This is a genomic window from Cupriavidus sp. CER-90 (assembly GCF_057652055.1).
Map to the genome: position 1 here is coordinate 1,138,946 of NZ_JBYGYM010000002.1, position 20,276 is coordinate 1,159,221.

Consider the following 20,276-nt stretch of genomic DNA (forward strand, 5'->3'; position numbering starts at 1 on the left):
CGCAGCCAAGTCGGGCTTTTCGCGGGATTCCGCGTGTCGGTGCTGGAGCGTGGATGATCCATCCGCGAGGCACCGACCCAACCTCTTTAGCCGCATTTATATTGGCAACCGGAGCATCTTCCCCGGGTGCCGCGCGCCCGCAAGCCAGTCATCAAATCGGCGCGACCCGCACATTATAGTGCAAAGCGCCGGCCGCACGCATGACCGCTTGCCGGCGCGGGGCATTTACCCCAGCAGCACGCGCAGCTGTGCGTCGATGTTGTCGCTCGGCAGCTTGCGGAACCCGCTGCGGGCGTAGCGGTGCCAGTGGCCCTGCACCGTGGCGGTAATCAGCGCCACGCGCCCGGGAATATCGGCGTCGGCCGGAAACGCGGCCTGCGTGACCGCCACCTTCAGGCACTGGCGCAGCGATGCCTCGATGCGGTCCACCATCTGGTTGATGCGTTCCTGCAGGCGCTCGTGCTCGCCCACCAGGGCCTCGCCGGTCAGCACGCGCGTCATGCCCGGGTTCTTTTCGGCAAACGTCAGCAGCATGCGCACGATGGCCTGCACCTGGCGCAAGCCATGTTCTTCCTGCGTGGTGATCTGGTTGATCAGGCCGAACACCGTCTGCTCGATAAAGCCGATCAGGCCTTCGAACATCTGCGCCTTGCTGGCGAAATGGCGATACAGGGCCGCCTCGGACACCGACAGCCTGGCGGCCAGCGCGGCCGTCGTGATCTTTTCCCCGCGCGGGTGCTCGAGCATGCCGGCCAGCGTCTGCAGGATCTGAATGCGGCGTTCGCCCGGGCGTGGTCGCTTGCGCGCCGGGGTCTCCGGCTCGATAGCCGATGGGGCGACTGGCATGAGAGCCTCTGCCTCGCGAGCGATGGTTTGCGTCATGACCCGATTCTCCGCTTTTGTCGTAGGAGTTGATGCATCAATTGTACTTTTATGTCCACATATCCCGGGCGATTGACCACGCGGGCACGCATTCTGGGGCCGTGATCGGCCTGCATCTGTGGCGCCGTTGCCGCAGTCCGGGCACTTGACTCGCCGTCCAGGCCGGCCGACGGGTCCTGGCTCTCGGCCGCGACCAGCGTCACGGAACGCTCCTGGGCCGTGTGGCCCACATGCTGGCGATCCTCGGCCGACAGCATCGACCGCGTGGCGGCATCGCGCGCGGCGCCAGCCTGGGCCGGCACCACATGGGGCCGCGACGGCGCGAGCGTGCGCAGGAAGCCAGTGACCCACGCCGTGCGGATGCCGATGGCCGCATAGTGCTTCAGGTGCGACACGGTGTCCTCCACCAGCACCACGCGGCGCGGCGCCACGCCAATCTGCGTCAGCAGCCGGCGCAGCATGCGCCGGTCGGGCTTGGGCCGCAGATGGCCATGCACCCACATGTCCTCGATCGCCACCACGCGCTCGAAGCAGCGGTCGATCCCGGCCACCGCCATCACCGCCATCGCGTAGTCGCGCGGCGCGTTGGTCACCAGGATCTTGCGGCCCGGCAACCGGCGCAGCGCGGCCACCAGCCCGCGGCGCACGCGCACCATGTCCGCCAGTTCGGGGAAGTCGTGCGCGGCACGCAGGAAATCCGCCGGGTCCACCTGGTGATGGCGGATCATGCCCAGCAGGGTGGCGCCGTAACGCTGCCAGTAGTCCACGCGCACGCGGCTGGCCGTGGCCTCGTCGCTGCCCAGTACCCGCGCCACGTAGGCGGTCATCAGCCGGTTGATGGCCGGAAAGATCGCATGCGAGGCATCGTGCAGCGTGTTGTCGAGGTCGAACAGCCACACCGTATCGCCGGACGCATTCCCTGCCGCGTCGCGCAGCAGATGCCGGCGCGGACGGTGGACGGAAGCCTGTCCGGACGAAAGACGGCGTGCGCGATCCCTGCCGCGACGCTGGGTGGGCTGACGGATAAACACGCCTGGATTGTGAACCTGAATGGAGAGGAAGACCGGGAACCCGCACCCGGCGGGCTCCCTGACGGACGCGCTCAGTGCGAGCGGATCATCGTGCCGAAGGCCTGTTCGGTCAGGATTTCCAGCAGCAGCGAATGTTCGATGCGGCCGTCGATGATGTGGACCGAATGCACGCCGCTCTTGGCGGCGTCCAGCGCCGACGAGATCTTCGGCAGCATGCCGCCGGAAATCGTGCCGTCGGCGAACAGTTCCTCGATCTCGCGCGCCGACAGGTCGGTCAGCAGGTTGCCCTTCTTGTCCATCACGCCCGGGATGTTCGTCATCATGACGAGCTTCTCGGCCTTCAGGATCTCGGCCATCTTGCCAGCCACGACGTCGGCGTTGATGTTGTACGCCTGGCCATCGTCGGAAAAGCCGATCGGCGAGATCACCGGGATGAACGCGTCGTCCTGCAGCGCCTTGACCACGGCCGGGTTGATCGCCTCGATATCGCCAACGTAGCCGATATCGATGAAGGTGCCCGGGTTCTCGCGGTCGGGCATCTGCAGGCGCTTGGCGCGGATCAGGCCGCCGTCCTTGCCGGTCAGGCCCACGGCCTGGCCACCGTACTGGTTGATCAGCATGACGATGTCCTGCTGGACTTCGCCGCCGAGCACCCATTCCACCACTTCCATGGTTTCCTCGTCGGTGACGCGCATGCCCTGGATGAACGTGCCGACCTTGCCGACCTTCTTCAGCGCCTCGTCGATCTGCGGGCCGCCGCCGTGGACCACCACCGGGTTCATGCCCACGAGCTTCAGCAGGATCACGTCGCGCGCAAAGCCGTGCTTGAGCTTTTCCTCGGTCATCGCATTGCCGCCGTACTTGACCACAATGGTCTTGCCGTGGAACTTGCGGATGTAGGGGAGCGCCTCGGCAAGGATTTCGGCCTTGAGAGAGGGGGCGATGGCCGCTACCGACGTGGTGGCAGGCCCAGGATTGTCAGCGTTCATGGCTTCGGACATTCCGTGTGATCTGGAGCAGGTATCATGACGAACCGTCCGCCTGACAAGGCGGTACGGGGCGGGCCGGCATTGCGGGCAGGCGCCGATTCTACAAGAAACCGGCGGCGGCATTGCAATCGCGGCAATGCAACAAGGATACAACGCCATGACCGACCCCTCGACGATACAGACCGGCCGGCTGCGCCCCGTGGAACATTGCAGCGCCTGCGGGGCGGCCTTCGTCTGCGGGTATGCGGCAGGGCTGCCGGAATGCTGGTGCGCCAGCCTGCCCCTGCTGCCGGCGCGCCAGATCGTGCCGGGCCGGCATTGCCTGTGTCCCGACTGCCTGAAACGTCGTCAGGCCGAGACACCGCCCGCTTCATCATGAAAATTTTCGCTCCTGCGTTCGGCGAATGACAAAACGGACGCAGTCCGGTTTAACATTCGCGACATGAATAGCCTACGCGGAATCGATCTCAACCTGCTGGTGGTGCTGGAAGCACTGCTGGCCGAACGCCATATCTCGCGCGCCGCGCTGCGGCTGCAGCTGAGCCAGCCGGCCGTGAGCCATTCGCTGGCGCGGCTGCGGCAGTTGCTGGACGACCCGCTGCTGGTGCGAGGCCAGGGCGGACTGGTGTTGACGCCGCGCGCCCACGAGCTGACCGGCCCGCTGGCCGAGGCGCTGGCGCAGGTGCGCATCCTGCTGGGGCCGGGCGGCTTCCAGCCGGCCACGGCGCGGCGCACGTTCCGCCTGGCGATGTCCGACTATGGCGCCCTGGTGGTGTTGCCCCGCCTGCTGCGCGCCCTGCGCCGGGCGGCGCCCAATATCGACCTGGTGGTGACGCAGTCCAGCCGCGAGACCATGACCGCGCAGATCGCCGACGGCGAGCTGGACGTGGCGCTGGCCGCCTTCTCGTTCGAGCCCGAGGGCGTGCGTACGGCGGTGCTGTTCGATGACGATTTCGCCTGCGCGGTGGATGCGGCCACGGTGCGCGACACCGGCCGGCTCGACCACGTGGCCTACCTGGCGCGCTCGCATGTGCTGGTGACGGCCGCCACCGAGCGCGGCGAGGCCATCGACGCCGCCGTGACGCGACTGGGCGGCCGGCGCAAGATTGCCTGCGCGGTGCCGCACTGGAGCGTGGCGCCGGGGCTGATCGTCGGCACCAACATGGTCCTGACCACCGCACGGCGCAGCCTGGAAGCCCTGGCCGACCCGCGCCTGGCCATCTTCGAGGCGCCGTTTACGATTCCGGGCTTCAGCTACAGCATGATCTGGCCCGAAAAGGCCGAGGCCGATCCCGGCCATACCTGGCTGCGCGAACGCGTGCGCGAGGCCGCCACGTCGGCCGACGCGGACGCCGAAGCCGCCGCCATCAGCCTGCGCGGCTGACCCGGCCGGCCAGACCCGGCGCCGCCGGCCCGGGCCGGTCAGTGCCTGGGGTCCCGGTCAGTGCTTGTGGTCCATGTGGCCGGCGTGGCCGCCCGACTGGGCCGACGCGGTCACGTCGCGCACCTCGGCCTTGACGGTCTGTTCCGTCACCTTGCCGTTCTGTTCGATCTTCAGCGTGATGGGCACCGTATCGCCGGCCTTGAGCTGCTGCTTCAGGCCCATCAGCATCACGTGGTAGCCGCCCGGCTTGAGCTGCACGTCCTGCATCTTCGGCAAGTCCAGCGCCTGGATCTGGCGCATCCGCATCACGTTGTTGTCCATCTTCATTTCGTGCAGCTCGGCCGTGGCCACCGGCGACGACACGCCCACCAGCTTTGCCGCGTCGTGCGCGTGCAGCGTCATGAACGCGCCGGACGCGGTCTGGGCCGGCACCGTGCCGCGCACCCAGGCGTCGCTGACGTCGACCTGCGCCATGGCGTGGGCGCTGGCCAGCAGCCCGGCCAGGCCAAGGGTAACGATGGAAGCGGCACGCGCCGCACGGATTTTGGCTTGCATGGGGAACATCTCCACGATTCGGATCGAAGACGACGATATTGGGGGCGACCATTAGACCATGGCTCGGCGGAGCCCGCCTGTCGCCCTGCCCATCGCCCGGTAACCCCACAGTCTGGCAGCCCCGCCCACGGCCCAGAATGCGGCACGGTGTCGCATGACGGGCAACCCGCCGCAGCATTGCTACACTCGCGCCATGCACGCCTCGATCGACCTGTCCCCCACGCCGCTGCCGGCCATCTTCGGCATGCCGGCGCAACGCCATAGCCTGGTCAGCCTGCGCCGCCTGTGCTGGCTGCGCTGGGCCCTGCTGGCCGGCCAGGCCATGCTGCTGGTGTCGTGCGAATCGGTGGCCGGCATCATGCTGCCGTACAAGCCGCTGCTGTTCCTGTTCACGGTCCAGACCGCGTTCAACCTGTATTCGGTGGCGCGGCTGCGCTGGCACGCCACACGCGGCGCCATGCCCGGCGACGGCGAGCTGATGGTGCAGATGATGGTGGACCTGACCGCGCTGTCGGCCATCCTGTTCTATACGGGGGGCGCCACCAACCCGTTCGTGTCGTTCTACCTGCCCGGGCTGGCCATTGCGGCGGCCATCCTGCCGTGGCGGCTGGTGGTGGTGCTGGCGGTCTACGCGCTGTCCTGCTATTCGCTGCTGCTGCTCGAATACCTGCCGCTGCACCTGCACAACCCCGACAACGCGGTGAACTATCACCTGGCCGGGATGTGGCTGAATTTCGTGGCCAGTGCCGTGATGATCGCGTTCTTCGTGGCGCGGCTGTCGAACGTGCTGCGCCAGCGCGACGCCCAGCTCAACCATGCGCGCGAACTGCTGCTGCGCGAGGCGCGCGTCGAGGCGCTCAACGACCAGGCCGCCGCCGTGGCGCATGAAATCGGCACGCCGCTGGCCACGCTGGCCGTGATCGCTGGCGAATTGCGCGCCGATGCCGAGGACGCCCGGCGCGGCGCCACCGCCGTAGCCGGCTACCTGCCCGATTTGCGCACGATGGAGCAGCAGCTCGAACTGTGCCGATCGATCCTGGCGCGGCTGCGCGAGGACCACGAGACGCTGGCCCCGCAGCGCATCGACGCCTGGATCGCTTCGTTTGTGGAACGCTGGCAGTTGCGCCATCCGCAGGCCAGCCTGCAGGCCGACGTGCTGCCCGATGCCGCGGCGCAGGCCGTGGATACGGCGCGCGTGAGCCAGATCCTGACCATCGTGCTGGACAACGCCGCGCGCAGCCAGTACGGCGAGGGCGGCGCCAGCCGTCAGGCCCCGCCGCTGGCGCTGACCGTATCGGTGGACGACGACGCGCTGGTCTGGCGCGTGACCGACCACGGCAGCGGCATTGCGCCCGCGCTGCGCGCGCAGCTGGGCGAAGCGCCGGTGGCCAGCAGCCACGGCGGCCAGGGCATCGGCCTGTATCTGGCGCAAAGCGCCGCCCGCCAGCTTGGGGGCGGGCTGGCATGGCTCGACAACCCCGCGGGCGGCACGGTGACAGAGCTGCGCCTGCCGCTGGCCGGCGCGGCCGCAAACCCGCTCTCCCCGCAATCCGATTTCCAACCGTAATGACCGACGCACCTGCCGACGCACTGGCCGCCGTACCGGCACCCGACGCCACGCCCTTCCTCGTGATCGATGACGACGAGGTGTTTTCCGGCACGCTGGCCCGTGCGCTGACGCGCCGCGGCTACGCCGTGCAGGTGGCGCACAACGGCGGCAGCGCGCTGGCCCTGGCCGCGAAAACGCCGTTCGCCTATGTCACGCTGGATTTGCATCTGGGGCCGCCGCCGGAGGCCAGCGGCACCGCGCCGGCCGAATCGGGGCTGCATCTGGTGGCGCCGCTGCGCCAGGCGCTGCCCGACGCACGCATCCTGGTGCTGACGGGCTACGCGAGCATTGCCACGGCCGTGGCAGCGGTCAAACAGGGGGCCGACGAATACCTGGCCAAGCCGGCCAACGTCGATTCGATCCTGACCGCGCTGATGGCAGGCGTGTCGGAAGAGGCGGCCGAGGCCGCGCTGGAAGAACCGGTGCCGCTGTCGGTGGCCCGGCTCGAATGGGAGCACATCCAGCGGGTGCTGACCGAGCATGGCGGCAATATCTCCGCCACGGCGCGCGCGCTGAACATGCATCGACGCACGCTGCAGCGCAAGCTGGGCAAGCGGCCGGTGTCGCGCTGATTCCGGCTGGACTGACTTGCCGGCCTGGCGCGCGGCGTTACAGGCGCAGTTGCACGTAGTCCCAGCCCAGGTCGTCGTCCGACGCATCGGCCATGCGCACGGCATCGCTGGCGTGGCGGTCGGCCAGCGTCACCAGCGCGCCCGAGGCCATGGCCGTGGCGGCCACGACGGCGCTGCGCTCGGTCTGGTCCGCGGCCCGGGCCGCGTTGGCGGCCGGCACCGCCGCCGCATGGGCGTCGGTCATCACGCCGGGGCGGATGCAGAGAAATACGGTGGCGGCGGTAATGGCCGCCACGACGCCCGTGGCGGCCATGGCCACCCGGCGCTTGCGCACGCGGTTGCGCTTGAAGAAGGTGGTACGCATGGCTGACTCCCTTTTAGGTGTTTGCGCAGGATGCGGTGGCTCCCGCATCGGTCCCATCGACCAGGACGGTGACAGACAAGGTGCGCAAGGGTCGCATTTTCTTCAGGATCGGCGCCAGTGTGCTTACCAATGCTTACGCGGGTTACGGGCGCGACAACGGGCGGGCCGCCTTTGAAACACCGCTGACTTGAAACCGGCCACGCGCGACCGCCGGCCGTGCTGCGGCACCACGTCGCACGCCGGCGCACGATGCGCAAAGTTAGACTGATGCACTTTGTCACATTCTCGGACGACTCCCGCTCCATGATCCCGCGCCTCCTCGCTGCCGCCCTGCCCTCCGCCCTGCCGACCGCGCTGTCCGTGGCCCTGCTTGTCGCCGCGCCGCTGGCCTCTGCCCATATCGTCTTCGAACAGAAGCAGGCGCCCGCGGGCAGCTACTTCAAGGGCGTGCTGATGGTGGGCCATGGCTGCAATGGCAGCGCCACGAAGTCGGTCACGGTGACCATCCCCGAAGGCGTGCAGGGCGCGCATCCGCAGCCGAAGCCGGGCTGGCAACTCGACGTCCAGCGCGCGAAGCTGGCCAGGCCCTATGCCTCGCATGGCAAGACGGTCGAGGACGATGTGCGCACCATCCGCTGGTATGGCAACACGCTGGCCGACCAGCATTTCGACGAGTTCCGCCTGCTGATGAAGCTGCCCGAGCAAGGCGGCAAGCTGTACTTCCCCGTGGTGCAGGAGTGCGAGAACGGCAAGTCGGAATGGACCCAGGTGCCGGCCGAAGGCCAGAACCCGCGCGAACTGAAGTCGCCCGCGCCGGCGCTTGAGGTGATCCCGGTCGATGCCCATGCCGGGCACGCCGGCCACGCGCACTGACCGGGGCGGCTCGGCCCCGCGCAGGCAAAAAAAAAGAGCCGGACAGTGCAAATTGTCCGGCTCTTCTGTTTTGCGGCGAAGCGCCGCGCGTTACAGCACGTAGCGCGACAGGTCCTCGTTGCCCGCCAGGTCGCCCAGGCGTTCATCCACATACGCGGCGTCGATCGTCACGGTATTGCCCGACGACTTCGTGGCGTGGAACGACAGGTCTTCGAGCAGACGCTCCATCACCGTGTACAGGCGGCGCGCGCCGATATTCTCGACCTTCTCGTTGACCGAGAACGCGATCTCGGCCAGGCGGCGGATGCCGTCCGGCGCGAACTGCAGGTCGACCTCTTCGGTCTTCAGCAGCGCCTGGTACTGCTTGGTCAGGCTCGCGTCGGTCTGCGTCAGGATGGCCTCGAAATCCTGCACCGACAGCGATTCCAGCTCCACGCGGATCGGGAAGCGGCCCTGCAGTTCGGGGATCAGGTCACTCGGCTTGGACAGATGGAACGCGCCCGACGCGATGAACAGGATGTGATCGGTCTTGATCATCCCGTACTTCGTGTTGACGGTGGTGCCTTCCACCAGTGGCAGCAGGTCGCGCTGCACGCCCTGGCGCGACACCTCGCCGCCGCCCACGTCGCTGCGGCTAGCGATCTTGTCGATCTCGTCCAGAAACACGATGCCGTTCTGCTCGACGTTGGCGATGGCCTTGTGCTTGAGCTCTTCCTCGTTCAGCAGCTTGGCGGCCTCTTCGTCGATCAGCAGCCGGAACGCTTCCCGGACCTTCATCTTGCGGCGCGCCTTCTTGCCCTGGCCCAGCCCGGCAAACATCGTGCGGATCTGCTCGGTCATGTCTTCCATGCCCGGCGGCCCCATGATGTCCATGTTCGGCATGCCGGCGGCCACTTCCAGCTCGATGTCCTTGTCGTCGAGTTCGCCCTGGCGCAGCTTCTTGCGGAACACCTGGCGCGTGTTCGAGTCCTTGTCCTCCTGCTGCTGGAAGCCGATGTCACGCGGCGGCGGCAGCAGCACGTCCAGCAGGCGGTCCTCGGCGGCGTCCTCGGCCTTGGTGCGCACCTTCTTCATTTCCGATTCGCGCGTCTGCTTGACGGCCATTTCGGCCAGGTCGCGCACGATCGTATCGACATCGCGGCCCACATAGCCCACCTCGGTGAACTTGGTGGCCTCGATCTTGATGAACGGCGCGTCGGCCAGCTTGGCCAGCCGGCGCGCGATCTCGGTCTTGCCCACGCCCGTGGGTCCGATCATCAGGATGTTCTTGGGCGTGATTTCCTGGCGCAGCGGCTCTTCCACCTGCTGGCGGCGCCAGCGGTTGCGCAGCGCCACGGCCACGGCCTTCTTGGCCTTGTTCTGGCCGATGATGTGCTTGTCGAGTTCGGAAACGATTTCCGACGGGGTCATGGTTTGCGACATGGGAATCCGTTGGGGCGCGTCAGTCGATGGTCTCGATGACGAAGTTGGTGTTCGTATAGATGCAGAGTTCGCCGGCGATGGTCAGGGCCTTTTCGACCACGTCCTTCGGCGACAGCTCGGTGTTCTCGACCAGCGCCTTGGCTGCCGATTGCGCATACGCGCCGCCCGAGCCGATGGCCGCGATGCCGCCTTCGGGGTCGAGCACGTCGCCGTTGCCGGTGATGACCAGCGTGGTGTCGCGGTCCGCCGTGATCAGCATGGCCTCCAGACGGCGCAGCGCGCGGTCCGAACGCCAGTCCTTGGCCAGGTCCACTGCCGCGCGGGTCAGGTTGCCCTGGTATTTCTCCAGCTTCGCCTCGAAGCGGTCGAGCAGCGAGAAGGCATCGGCCGTGCTGCCGGCAAACCCGACCAGCACCTTGCCGTTATAGATGCGCCGGACCTTGCGGGCCGTTCCCTTCATCACGATATTGCCGAGCGTGACCTGGCCGTCACCGCCCAGTGCGACCTGATTGCCGCGGCGGACGCTGACGATGGTGGTGCCGTGATACTGTTCCATGGTGCCTTTGCGTGAGAGGTGTTCTGCGGCTAGGTGGCGCCACATGACCGTCTTTCAAGAGGCGGCTATGCCGGCGACGATCTTCCAATATAGGAAATCGCCGATCCGGACGTCGGATCGGGCCCGACCGGCGCCGGCAGCACATGGCGCCGCGGCAGGCACCCGCAAATGGAAAAAAGGCCACGCATGGCGTGGCCTTTTCGGCACCGGGAGCAACTCCCGGAGGGCAATCGGCTGATCGGTCAGCGAACCCGCCAGCCGTCAGTCGGCATACACGCCGGCCTTCTTGATCACCGGCGTCCACTTGTTGATTTCCGACGTCAGGAACGTGCGCAGCGAATCCGGCGTGGCGCGCTGGGCGGGTACGGCCTCGGCGCCCAGTTCCGCCATCTTGGCGCGGAAGGTCGGGTCCTGCACCGACTTCTGCAGCGCGGCCGACAGCTTGTCGATGATCGGCTTCGGCGTGCCCTTCGGTGCGTACATGGCGTGCCAGATCTTCACTTCCACGCCCGGCATGCCTTGTTCGGCGGCGGTCGGGATGTCCTTGAACGCTTCCACGCGGCGCGACTGCATCGCGGCGTAGGGCTTCAGCGCGCCGGCCTTCAGCTGGCCGGCGATGTTGGTGGTCTGGTCGCACATCAGGTTGACCTGGCCGCCGAGGATATCGGTCAGCGCCGGGGCGGTACCCTTGTACGGCACGGTGGTCAGTTCGGTCTGGAGCGCGCTCTGGAACAGCAGGCCGCACAGGTGCGAGGCCGAGCCGATGCCGGCGTTGGCCAGCGACAGCTTGCTGGCGTTGGCCTTGATGTACGGCACCAGGTCCTTGAACGTGGCAGGCGGCAGTTGCTTGTTGCCCACCATCACCATCGGCACGTCGGCCACTTCACCGACCATCTCGAAATCCTTCAGCGGATCGAAGCCCAGGTTGCGGTACAGCGCCGGCGCCGTGGACATGCCGATATGGTGGATCAGGATCGTGTAGCCGTCGCCCTTGGCCTGCGCCACCTTCTTGGCGCCGATGGTGCCGCCGGCACCGCCCAGGTTTTCGATCACGATGGTCGTGCCCAGGTGCTTGGACATGATCATCGTCAGTTCGCGCGCCACCTTGTCGGTCGGGCCGCCCGCGGCAAACGGCACCACCGCCTGCACCGGCTTGCCGCCCGGGTATTCCTGCGCCTGCGCTCCCGTGAAGACACCCACGCCGGCAACGGCCAGCGCGGCTGCAATATTCAATGCCACTCGTTTCATTACGTCTCTCCTGTTCCCTCTTGGATTCCCCGTTCCAACGCTGCGGGTGCCGCCGGGCTTCGTCGTGGTTCGCGACCCCCGAGCGCGTCGATCCATATCGGAAAAACGCGGTGACCATCGGCACGATGTATGGATTCCAGACAGCGTCAAACCCCGCCGACAGGCGGAGCCGGAGGTGGATGTTAGCAATCGCGAACAAGCCCCAGATATAGGGGCTAACCCGCGAGAAAGTGGCGTTTCTTACGAGAATGTAATGAAACTGAGGATTTCTTCACGCAGCGGCTCGGGCGCTTCTTCGGGCAGGTAGTGACCGCACGGCAGCGGGCCGCCCGTGACGTTTGTCCCCACTTCCTGCCAGAGCTGCAGCGGCTCGAAGCAGCGGGCCACCACACCGTGCTCGCCCCACAGCACGCGCACCGGCATCTGCAGCTTGCGGCCGGCTTCGCGGTCCGCGCGATCGTGGTCGAGGTCGATGGTGGCGGCGGCGCGATAGTCCTCGCACATGGCATGCACGCGCGCCGGTTCGCGCATCGCGGCAACGTAGGCGGCCATGGCATCGGGCACGAACGGGCTCGGGCCCGCACCCGGATGTCGCAGCCCCAGCAGCCGTTCGATCAGGAACGCGGGCTCCGCATTGATCAGCGTTTCGGGGAACGGCGCCGGCTGGATCAGGAAGAACCAGTGCCAGTAGGCGACGGCGAATGCCATGTCGGTGGCCTCGTACATGGCCAGCGTCGGCGCGATGTCCAGCAGCATCAACTGGCTGACCGCGTCGGGATGATCCATGCAGAGCCGATGCGCCACGCGCGCACCGCGATCATGGGCGCACAGCGCAAAGCGCCGGTAGCCAAGCTGGCGCATCACCTCGACCTGGTCCTGCGCCATCGCGCGCTTGCTGTAGACATCGTGGGTGGCGCTGCCCGGCGGCGCGCTGCTGCTGCCGTAGCCGCGCAGGTCGGTGGCGATGACGGTAAAGCGGTCGGCCAGCGCCGGCGCCACCTTGTGCCAGATCAGGTGGCTCTGCGGGAAGCCGTGCAATAGCAGCAGCGGCGGCCCCGACCCGCCCCGGACGCCCCCTATCTCGACGTCGCCCACCTTCAGGCGAAACCACTCGAAATTGGGAAACAGCAACGCGCTGGCGTCGTTCTGCATGACATGGTCTCCGGGGTTGTGGTCTGGCCTGCCTGCCGATCATAGGCTTTTTTCCGCGGCCCAGAAGCTGCCCGGATACCGCCTGAAGACTTCCCAGGCGCCCCCGGACGCCGCCCGGCGGCTTCCCGCCCTGGCCAAAAACCCTGTTTGTGCAACTGAATTGCAACTCGCCGGGGGCTATGGTTAAATCGTCGGCATGAACCGCCCCACCCCTCATCCGCCCGCCACGCCCGCGCCCCCGCCCGACGACGCCAGCGCCGGCGCCGGCCGCCTTGACGCGGCGCAGGCGCGCCTGCGCCAGCTTGGCGCACGTGTGACGCAACCGCGCGTGGCCATCCTGGCGTGCCTGATCGACGCCCAGGCGGCGCTGACGCACCAGGAAGTGATCGACCGCCTGCCGGCCGATGGCGACGTGGACCGCGTGACGGTGTACCGGGTGCTGGACTGGCTGGTGGACCAGGGCCTGGCGCAGAAGCGTGCCGGCAACGACCGCGTCTTCCGTTTCACGCTGCTGGAGCACGAGGCGGCGCGCGCCGAAGTGCATCGCCAGCACAGCCATTTCCATTGCACGCGCTGCGACCGCACGTTCTGCCTGGAATCGGCCGGAAAGTCCGTGGCGCCGAAGGTTCCCAGCGGATTCGCGGTCGATCACGTGGAACTGACGGTCAACGGGGTCTGCGCGGAATGCGGCAAGGTGCGCGCGGAGCCCGGCGGCCATGCCGATCACTGAATAGATATTAGATATAGATACGGGCGACCTCTCGATCCCGGCTTTCCTCGGAGCAGAACAATATGTCCAAACTGATTCCGGTCACGATCCTGACCGGCTTCCTAGGCAGCGGCAAGACCACGCTGCTCAAGCGCATCCTCAACGAGCAGCACGGCATGAAGATCGCCGTGATCGAAAACGAATTCGGCGAGGAGAACATCGACAACGAGATCCTGGTGCAGGACGGCCGCGAGCAGATCGTGCAGATGAGCAATGGCTGCATCTGCTGCACGATCCGGGGCGATCTGGTGCAGGCGCTGTCCGACCTGGTCACCCAGCGCGACGAAGGCAAGCTCGACTTCGACCGCGTGGTGATCGAGACCACCGGCGTGGCCAATCCGGGCCCGGTGGCGCAGACCTTCTTCATGGACGAGGAAATCGCCTCGCGCTACCTGCTGGACGCCGTGATCACGCTGGTCGATGCCAAGCACGGCAACATGCAGCTGGACAAGCAGGAAGAGGCGCAGCGCCAGGTGGGCTTTGCCGACGCGATCTTCATCACGAAGTCCGACCTGGTCGACGCGGCCGGCATCGACGACCTGCGCCACCGCCTGAAGCACATGAACCCGCGCGCGCCGATCCGCACGGCCAATTTTGGCGAAACGCCGATCGACACGATTTTCGACCTGCGCGGCTTCAACCTGAACGAGAAGCTGGAGATCGACCCGGAATTCCTGCACGCCGACGCGCACGACCATGACCACGAGCATGGCGAGCACTGCGGCACCGACTGCGGCCACGACCACGGGCACGACCACGATCACGATCACGGCCATGGCCACGCGCACGACCACCATCACCACCATCACCACACCGACCGCATCGCGTCGTTCGTTTTCCGCAGCGACAAGCCGTTCCACTACGGCAAGCTGGAGGAATTCCTGTCGGGCATCCTGTCGGTCTACGGCGAAAAGCTGCTGCGCTACAAGGGCGTGCTCTATATGGAAGGCGTGGACCGCAAGGTGGTGTTCCAGGGCGTGCACCAGCTGATGGGCAGTGACGTGGGCGCCAAGTGGGAAGACGAAACCCCGGGCACCAAGATGGTGTTCATCGGCGTGGACCTGCCGCGCGACGCCATCCTGAAGGGCCTGGCTGCCTGCCTGGCCTGACTTTCCCCCGGGCGCGCCGCCAGGTGCGCCCGCCGCCGCTTGGGCGGCCGGGCGCAGTGCCACCCCCGGCAGCGCCCGCTACCCTCCCCATGGGTGGGAATATCGGGAAAACTCCTGTCTCTTGTCGGTCTTTCTCCCATATCTCCGAAAAATTTGTTCAAGTACAATAGGCCGGATTTGATACGGGCGGCGCACCTCTGGGCGTAGCCGGTATTTGCAGGGCGGCGGTCGTCGTCAGCATGAGGCACAGCCGCCAGCAGGCGCGGTCGTTGGCTTCGTGCGGAGACCGCCCTCCGCGTGGGGACCAACGATCGATGCGCCGTCACTCTTCGACGCGTTGAGAGAGGTGTCCCCATGACAGCCGCAACAAAGACCAAGGAAAGCCGCAGCAAGACAGGTACCGCTGCGGCGGAGACGCTCAAGGCGCCGCCCGAAAAGGCAACGCCAGCTCCCCGCGGCAGTACGGCGCACGCCGATGCGGGCGAGGCCAAGGGAGGCACGCGAAGCAGCAAGACTGCAGCCAGCCAGAGTGAAACAGCCGCTCCGCGCAAGCGGGCGGCCACTGCACCCGAGCGGACGAAGACGCCGCCGGTCGCATCAACAAGAGAATCAGCAGGAACCATGAGCAGCAACAAACTTCTGACTGAAGCTGAAATCCTGAAGATGAGCGACAAGGATTACATGAACGAGGCGCAGCTCGCCTTCTTCAAGAATCGCCTTGAGCAGCTTCGCGACGAGATCCTCAAGAATGCGGACCAGACCACGGAACACCTGCGCGAGACGGTCATCGTGCCGGATCCGGCGGACCGCGCGACGATCGAAGAAGAACACGCACTCGAGCTGCGCACGCGCGACCGTGAGCGCAAGCTGCTGAAGAAGGTGGAGCAGTCGCTGCAGCGCATCGAGTCCGGCGACTACGGCTGGTGCGAGGAAACCGGCGAGCCGATCGGCGTGCCGCGCCTGCTGGCCCGCCCGACCGCCACGCTGTCGCTGGAAGCCCAGCAGCGCCGCGAACTGCGCCAGAAGCTGTTCGGCGACTGATCGTCTCCGGCGGTCACCCCGCGCGGCTGACCCGCTCCGACGCCCAACGGCCCGGTCTTCCGGGCCGTTTTGCTTTGCGCGCCCGCATCGTCCCGATTGCAATTGCCTTTGTGGCGTCACGGCTACGGCACTACCATTGCGGAATACCGCCAGCCTGTTGCCGCGGCCGGCTTTCTGTTACAGTCGCAACTTTGTTGCAATAACAACGTCCTTTCGTCATGGCCGCTCGCCTGCCTGTCACCGTGTTGTCCGGATTCACCGGCGCCGGCAAGACCACCGTGCTGCATCAGCTGATGTCGCAGCCCGGGGTACGCCTGGCCGTGGTCGACAGCCGTGCCGACCTGCTGGCCGAAGTGGACCGGCTGGCCCAGACGGGCCAGTACGATTTCGCCGTGATCGAGGCCGATCCGACCGACGAACCGCTCGGTATCGCCGAAGGCTTCGCGTTCGAGGACGCCCACGGCGAGCAGTCGCCCGGCGTGGCGCACCTGGACACGCTGGTGACCGTGGTCGATGCCAGCCGCTTCCTGACCGACTATCACGACGCCGACTTCCTGTCGGCGCGCGGCCTGGCCGCCCACGATGACGACGACCGCACCGTGGTGGATGTGCTGATCGACCAGATCGAAGTCTGCGACGTCATCGTCATCAACAAGATCGATCTGGTCGATGCCGGCCAGCTGGGCCGCCTGCACGTGGTGCTGCGCGCGCTGAACCCGCGCGCCAGCATTGTCGATGCCAGCCATGGCAACGTGCCGGCCGCGCAGGTCCTGGGCACCGGCCGCTTCGACATGGAAGCCACGCCCAACGCGGCCGGATGGCAGGCGGCGCTGCAGAACGACGCGGTGCCCGATGCCGCCGGCATTGCCACGCTGGTGTACCGCCGCCGGCGCCCCTTCCATCCGCAGCGGTTTGCCGACCTGATCCACACCGAATGGATGCGCGAGCATGGCGACGTGCTGCGTTCCAAGGGCCTGTTCTGGCTAGCCAGCCGCATGGACATTGCCGGGGACTGGAGCCAGGCCGGCGGTGTCTGCCGCCCTGGCGCGGCCGGTGCGTGGTGGGCCGCGATCGATGCCGAGGAATGGCCGGCCGAGGGTCTGGCCCGCGCCGCCATCGAGGCCGACCTGCTCGAAGACGGCCTGCCCGCCGCCTATGGCGACCGCCGCCAGGAACTGGTGCTGATCGGCGCCGACCTGGACGCGCCCGCGCTGGAAGCCCGCCTGGACACCTGCCTGCTGACCGACGACGAAATGGCGGCCGGCCCCGAAGCCTGGGCGGCGTATCCCGATCCGTTCCCGGACTGGGGCGATGCGTTCGACGACGATCACGATCATGACCACGCCCACGGTGACGATCATGACCACGAGCATGGCGACGGGCCGTGCGACTGCGGGCATGCGCACTGAATTCCCGCTCCTCTCTCGCTGGCGCGCGCGCGGCATCGGCTTCTGGCCGGCGCTGTGGCTGGTTACGTGCCTGCTGCTGGCGCAGCACGTGGGCCTGGTCCACCGCGTGGTGCACGGCGGGCTGCTGAACGCCCCGCAGGCCGCCGCCCAGCTCGAATCCGCCGGTTCCATCGAATCCACCGGCACCCCCGATGCCCCGGATGGCGCCGCCGACGCGGGCCATGCCGAACCGTTTACGGTGAAAATCGGCCTCCACTCGTGCGTGCTGTTCGACGGCGCCACGCTGGCCGACACCCATTTCGGCAGCTTTGCGCTGCCGTCCCTCGCCTTCGGCAAGCCGGTCAAGCCGGCCAACCTGGCCTACCGCTGGCCCGATCTGCCTGCGGCACACGCCTTCCAGTCCCGCGCCCCGCCGGCCGCGTTCGCATTCGCCTGACTTGCAGCCGCGTGTGCGGGGTGACACCCCGCGCCCGCGCACGCCTGACCGGGCGCGCCCCGCATTGCCGTGGCCGCGCCCGCCCATACCGAATTCGAATCGCGAGCCATGTACTCGAACTCCAACCGTACTCTGGCGGTGCGCCGCACCCCGCTGGCGGCCCTTGCCGCATTGATCACCGCGGGCCTGTCCTCGCACGCCATCGCCCAGGCCACCGCTCCGGCCGCGCCCGAGGCCCAACCGGCCGCACCGGCCGCTGCCGCACAACCACCTGCCGCGCAGCCCGCCACCCCGACACTGAAGGAAGTGGTAGTCACCGCCAACCCGCTTGGCAGCGACCTGAACGACATGGTCGCCCCGGTGTCCACGCTGGGCGGCGACGCGCTGGCCGTGCGCCAGGCCAGCACGCTGGGCGAAACGCTGAACAGCATGCCCGGTGTCACATCGAGCTACTTCGGCCCGAACGCCAGCCGGCCGATCATCCGGGGCCTGGACGGCGACCGCATCAAGGTGCTGCAGAACGGCGGCTCGACGCTGGACGCCTCCACGCTGTCCTATGACCACGCGGTGCCCATCGACCCCCTCGTGGCCGAGAAGATCGAAGTGGTGCGTGGCCCGGCCGCGCTGATGTACGGCGGCAACGCCGTGGGCGGCGTGGTCAACGTGATCGACAACCGTATTCCGCGCGATCCGATTACCGGCGTCGGCGGCGCGGCCGACGTCAGCGGCACCATTGGCGGCGACAAGGGCCGCAATGCCAGCGGCCTGCTGGAAGCCGGCAACGGCAAGTTCGCGGTGCACGCCGATGCCTTCGTGCGGCAGACCAGCGACCTGCGGATTCCGGGCTACGCCCGCAGCGGCACGCAGCGCGCCAACCAGCCGCTGCCCGAAGGCGAGAGCGAAGCCTACGGCAAGATCCCGAACACCAACGCCCACCAGGAAGGCGGCTCGATGGGCGGCTCTTACACGTGGGCAGACGGCTTCGTGGGCGCCAACTGGTCGACCTATCGCAACGACTACGGCACGCCGGCCGAGGAACACGCGCGCATCAAGATGCGGCAGGACCGCTTTGCGCTGGAGGGCGAGTCGCGCAACCTGGCCGGTGCCACCAACGGCATCTTCGAATCGGTCAAGGGCAAGTTCAGCTACACCGACTACGAGCACCGCGAGATCGAGGGCGGCGAAACCGGCACGACCTTCAAGAACCACGGCTGGGACGCCCGCCTGGAAGCCACGCACGGCAAGATCGGCAACATGACCGGCGTGATCGGCACGCAGTTCGGCCATACCGACTTCTCTGCCCTGGGCGAAGAGGCGTTCGTGCCGAGCACGACCACCGACAACGCCGCGTTCTTCGTGTTCGAGGAACTGCCGCTGATCCCGTCGGGCGACCTGAAGCTGAACTTCGGTGGCCGCCTGGACCACAGCAAGGTGAAGTCCAGCGCCAACGGCAACGACCGCTTCAGCGATGCCGAGCGCAGCTTCAACGCCGGCAGCGCATCGGCCGGCCTGCTTTACAAGCTCAACCCGGTCTGGACGGTCACCTCGAACCTGTCGTACACCGAGCGCGCGCCCACGTTCTACGAGCTGTACGCCAACGGCCCGCACCTGGCCACGGGATCGTTCGAAGTGGGCGACCCGAACGCCGCCAAGGAACGCGCCACGTCGATCGACCTTGGCATGCGCTTCAAGCAGGGCAACCATAGCGGCAGCCTGTCGGGCTACTACAGCCGCTTCCAGAACTACCTGGCGCTGCTGAACACGGGCGGCTATCGCGACGCCGAAGGCAACGTGGTGGCTGCCGGCAGCGACGGCGCGCTGCCCGAACTGCAGTACATGGGGGTGCCGGCCACGCTGTACGGCTTCGAGGCCGAAGGCAAGACGCGCCTGCTGCAGAAGATGCTCACCACCAGCGATTCGCTGGACTTCGAAGCGCGCGCCGACTACGTCCATGGCGAGAACCGCAGCAACGGCCAGCCGCTGCCGCGCCTGTCGCCGCTGCGCCTGGGCGGGTCGCTGGTCTACGCCGCCGGCCCGTGGGGCGCCCGCGTCAACGTGGACTGGAATGCGCGCCAGAGCCGTGTGCCGACCGGCGATACGCCGACCGACGCGTACACGATGCTGGGTGTGGCGCTGACCTACAAGATGAAGCTGTCGGGCACGCAGACGCTGTTCTATGTCCGCGGCGACAACCTGACCAACACCGAGGCACGCAGCGCCACGTCGATCCTGCGCGATATCGCACCGCTACCCGGCCGCAGCGTGCGGATCGGGATGCGGACGCAGTTCTGACGGCTGCATTGCGGCGGCTTGGTTTGCGCCACTCTCCCGCATCGCGGGAGGGGGTGCGGCGCTTCCATTGACGACATGTCGGCACGCAGGGCCTCGATGCCCTCTCCCCCAACCCCTCTCCCATTGCATGGGAGAGGGGAGCAAACCAGCAGTGCGCGAACGCGCCACTGCCCGGACGCAGCGTACGGATCGGGACGCGGACGCTGCGACCGGGCAGCTTGCGGATCGGGGTGCGGACGCAATTGCCGCGGCTTGGTTTGCTCCCCTCTCCCGCATCGCGGGAGAGGGGCCGGGGGAGAGGGCGCGGCGCTTCCATTGACGACATGTCGGCAAGCAGGGCCTCGATGCCCTCTCCCCCAACCCCTCTCCCATTGCATGGGAGAGGGGAGCAAACCTGGCAGCTTGCGGATCGGAGTGCGGACGCAATTGCGGCGGCTTGGTTTTTGCTCCCCTCTCCCGCCAGGCGGGAGAGGGGCCGGGGGAGAGGGCGCGGCGCTTCCATTGACGACATGTCGGCAAGCAGGGCCTCGATCCCATTGCATGGGAGAGGGGCGCAAACCGGCAGTGCGCGAACGCGCCACGG

At 67.4% G+C, this 20,276-nt stretch carries 20 protein-coding genes; 11 read left to right on the forward strand and 9 right to left on the reverse strand.

Features of this window, described 5'->3' with window-relative positions; genetic code table 11:
• Positions 1 to 225: 225 nt before the first annotated feature.
• From slmA to argB, 3 genes are all read right to left on the reverse strand, one after another.
• Complete coding sequence (slmA, locus tag AC24R4_RS15785; RefSeq protein ID WP_153949909.1) at positions 226 to 882, reverse strand: nucleoid occlusion factor SlmA; 657 nt, start codon at positions 880 to 882, stop codon at positions 226 to 228.
• Positions 879 to 1,913: a pyrimidine 5'-nucleotidase gene (locus AC24R4_RS15790; protein ID WP_400392875.1), complete on the reverse strand. Its 1,035-nt coding sequence runs from the start codon at positions 1,911 to 1,913 to the stop codon at positions 879 to 881. Before AC24R4_RS15790 ends, slmA begins: the two co-directional genes overlap by 4 nt.
• A 71-nt stretch (positions 1,914 to 1,984) precedes the next feature.
• Positions 1,985 to 2,902, reverse strand: a complete 918-nt coding sequence (argB, locus tag AC24R4_RS15795; protein WP_066735077.1) for an acetylglutamate kinase — start codon at positions 2,900 to 2,902, stop codon at positions 1,985 to 1,987.
• Positions 2,903 to 3,059: 157 nt separating this feature from the next.
• On the opposite strand from argB, the gene AC24R4_RS15800 reads away from it, so the two are divergent.
• Entirely contained in the window at positions 3,060 to 3,281 is a 222-nt protein-coding gene (locus AC24R4_RS15800; RefSeq protein ID WP_400392873.1) for a cysteine-rich CWC family protein, read from the forward strand.
• Positions 3,282 to 3,344: 63 nt separating this feature from the next.
• Positions 3,345 to 4,286 carry a LysR family transcriptional regulator gene (locus AC24R4_RS15805; RefSeq protein ID WP_153949911.1) on the forward strand — a complete coding sequence of 314 codons (942 nt, stop codon included), beginning with the start codon at positions 3,345 to 3,347 and terminating at the stop codon, positions 4,284 to 4,286.
• 57 nt (positions 4,287 to 4,343) lie between these two features.
• Here AC24R4_RS15805 and AC24R4_RS15810 read toward each other — a convergent pair whose 3' ends face one another.
• A complete protein-coding gene (locus AC24R4_RS15810; RefSeq protein WP_400392871.1) occupies positions 4,344 to 4,841 on the reverse strand; it encodes a copper chaperone PCu(A)C in 498 nt (165 codons plus the stop codon).
• 193 nt (positions 4,842 to 5,034) lie between these two features.
• Here AC24R4_RS15810 and AC24R4_RS15815 point away from each other — a divergent pair, with 193 nt between their 5' ends.
• Both AC24R4_RS15815 and AC24R4_RS15820 read left to right on the forward strand, forming a co-directional pair.
• Entirely contained in the window at positions 5,035 to 6,408 is a 1,374-nt protein-coding gene (locus AC24R4_RS15815) for an ATP-binding protein (protein WP_400392869.1), read from the forward strand.
• Complete coding sequence (locus tag AC24R4_RS15820) at positions 6,408 to 7,022, forward strand: response regulator transcription factor (protein WP_092602904.1); 615 nt, start codon at positions 6,408 to 6,410, stop codon at positions 7,020 to 7,022. The genes AC24R4_RS15815 and AC24R4_RS15820 overlap by 1 nt, the downstream gene beginning before the upstream one ends.
• A gap of 37 nt (positions 7,023 to 7,059) precedes the next feature.
• Here AC24R4_RS15820 and AC24R4_RS15825 read toward each other — a convergent pair whose 3' ends face one another.
• On the reverse strand, positions 7,060 to 7,386 hold the full coding sequence (locus AC24R4_RS15825; RefSeq protein WP_400392867.1) for a hypothetical protein: 327 nt from the start codon (positions 7,384 to 7,386) through the stop codon (positions 7,060 to 7,062).
• A gap of 303 nt (positions 7,387 to 7,689) precedes the next feature.
• On the opposite strand from AC24R4_RS15825, the gene AC24R4_RS15830 reads away from it, so the two are divergent.
• Complete coding sequence (locus AC24R4_RS15830; protein ID WP_487523335.1) at positions 7,690 to 8,259, forward strand: YcnI family copper-binding membrane protein; 570 nt, start codon at positions 7,690 to 7,692, stop codon at positions 8,257 to 8,259.
• A 90-nt stretch (positions 8,260 to 8,349) separates the two neighbouring features.
• On the opposite strand, the gene hslU is transcribed toward AC24R4_RS15830, so the two are convergent.
• The 4 genes from hslU to AC24R4_RS15850 form a co-directional block, all read right to left on the reverse strand.
• Positions 8,350 to 9,681, reverse strand: a complete 1,332-nt coding sequence (hslU, locus tag AC24R4_RS15835; protein WP_153949916.1) for an ATP-dependent protease ATPase subunit HslU — start codon at positions 9,679 to 9,681, stop codon at positions 8,350 to 8,352.
• A gap of 19 nt (positions 9,682 to 9,700) precedes the next feature.
• On the reverse strand, positions 9,701 to 10,237 hold the full coding sequence (gene hslV / locus AC24R4_RS15840; protein WP_092602898.1) for an ATP-dependent protease subunit HslV: 537 nt from the start codon (positions 10,235 to 10,237) through the stop codon (positions 9,701 to 9,703).
• A 261-nt stretch (positions 10,238 to 10,498) separates the two neighbouring features.
• Positions 10,499 to 11,485, reverse strand: coding sequence for a tripartite tricarboxylate transporter substrate-binding protein (locus AC24R4_RS15845; protein ID WP_153949917.1), 987 nt, complete (start codon positions 11,483 to 11,485; stop codon positions 10,499 to 10,501).
• A gap of 240 nt (positions 11,486 to 11,725) precedes the next feature.
• The gene (locus AC24R4_RS15850) at positions 11,726 to 12,637 is read right to left on the reverse strand and encodes an alpha/beta fold hydrolase (RefSeq protein ID WP_400393621.1); all 912 of its coding nucleotides are present in this window, start codon (positions 12,635 to 12,637) and stop codon (positions 11,726 to 11,728) included.
• Between the two features lie 196 nt (positions 12,638 to 12,833).
• On the opposite strand from AC24R4_RS15850, the gene AC24R4_RS15855 reads away from it, so the two are divergent.
• The 6 genes from AC24R4_RS15855 to AC24R4_RS15880 all read left to right on the forward strand — a co-directional run bounded on the left by AC24R4_RS15855 (position 12,834) and on the right by AC24R4_RS15880 (position 19,693).
• On the forward strand, positions 12,834 to 13,367 hold the full coding sequence (locus AC24R4_RS15855; RefSeq protein WP_400393622.1) for a Fur family transcriptional regulator: 534 nt from the start codon (positions 12,834 to 12,836) through the stop codon (positions 13,365 to 13,367).
• A gap of 62 nt (positions 13,368 to 13,429) precedes the next feature.
• A complete protein-coding gene (locus tag AC24R4_RS15860; RefSeq protein WP_400393624.1) occupies positions 13,430 to 14,515 on the forward strand; it encodes a CobW family GTP-binding protein in 1,086 nt (361 codons plus the stop codon).
• Between the two features lie 354 nt (positions 14,516 to 14,869).
• On the forward strand, positions 14,870 to 15,556 hold the full coding sequence (dksA, locus tag AC24R4_RS15865) for an RNA polymerase-binding protein DksA (protein ID WP_228771094.1): 687 nt from the start codon (positions 14,870 to 14,872) through the stop codon (positions 15,554 to 15,556).
• 218 nt (positions 15,557 to 15,774) lie between these two features.
• The gene (locus tag AC24R4_RS15870; RefSeq protein WP_400393627.1) at positions 15,775 to 16,965 is read left to right on the forward strand and encodes a GTP-binding protein; all 1,191 of its coding nucleotides are present in this window, start codon (positions 15,775 to 15,777) and stop codon (positions 16,963 to 16,965) included.
• Positions 16,955 to 17,401 (forward strand): hypothetical protein, encoded by a 447-nt coding sequence (locus tag AC24R4_RS15875; RefSeq protein WP_400393629.1) that lies wholly within the window; start codon positions 16,955 to 16,957, stop codon positions 17,399 to 17,401. Before AC24R4_RS15870 ends, AC24R4_RS15875 begins: the two co-directional genes overlap by 11 nt.
• Positions 17,402 to 17,509: 108 nt before the next feature.
• Positions 17,510 to 19,693 carry a TonB-dependent receptor gene (locus tag AC24R4_RS15880; RefSeq protein ID WP_400393631.1) on the forward strand — a complete coding sequence of 728 codons (2,184 nt, stop codon included), beginning with the start codon at positions 17,510 to 17,512 and terminating at the stop codon, positions 19,691 to 19,693.
• The last annotated feature ends 583 nt before the right edge of the window (positions 19,694 to 20,276 follow it).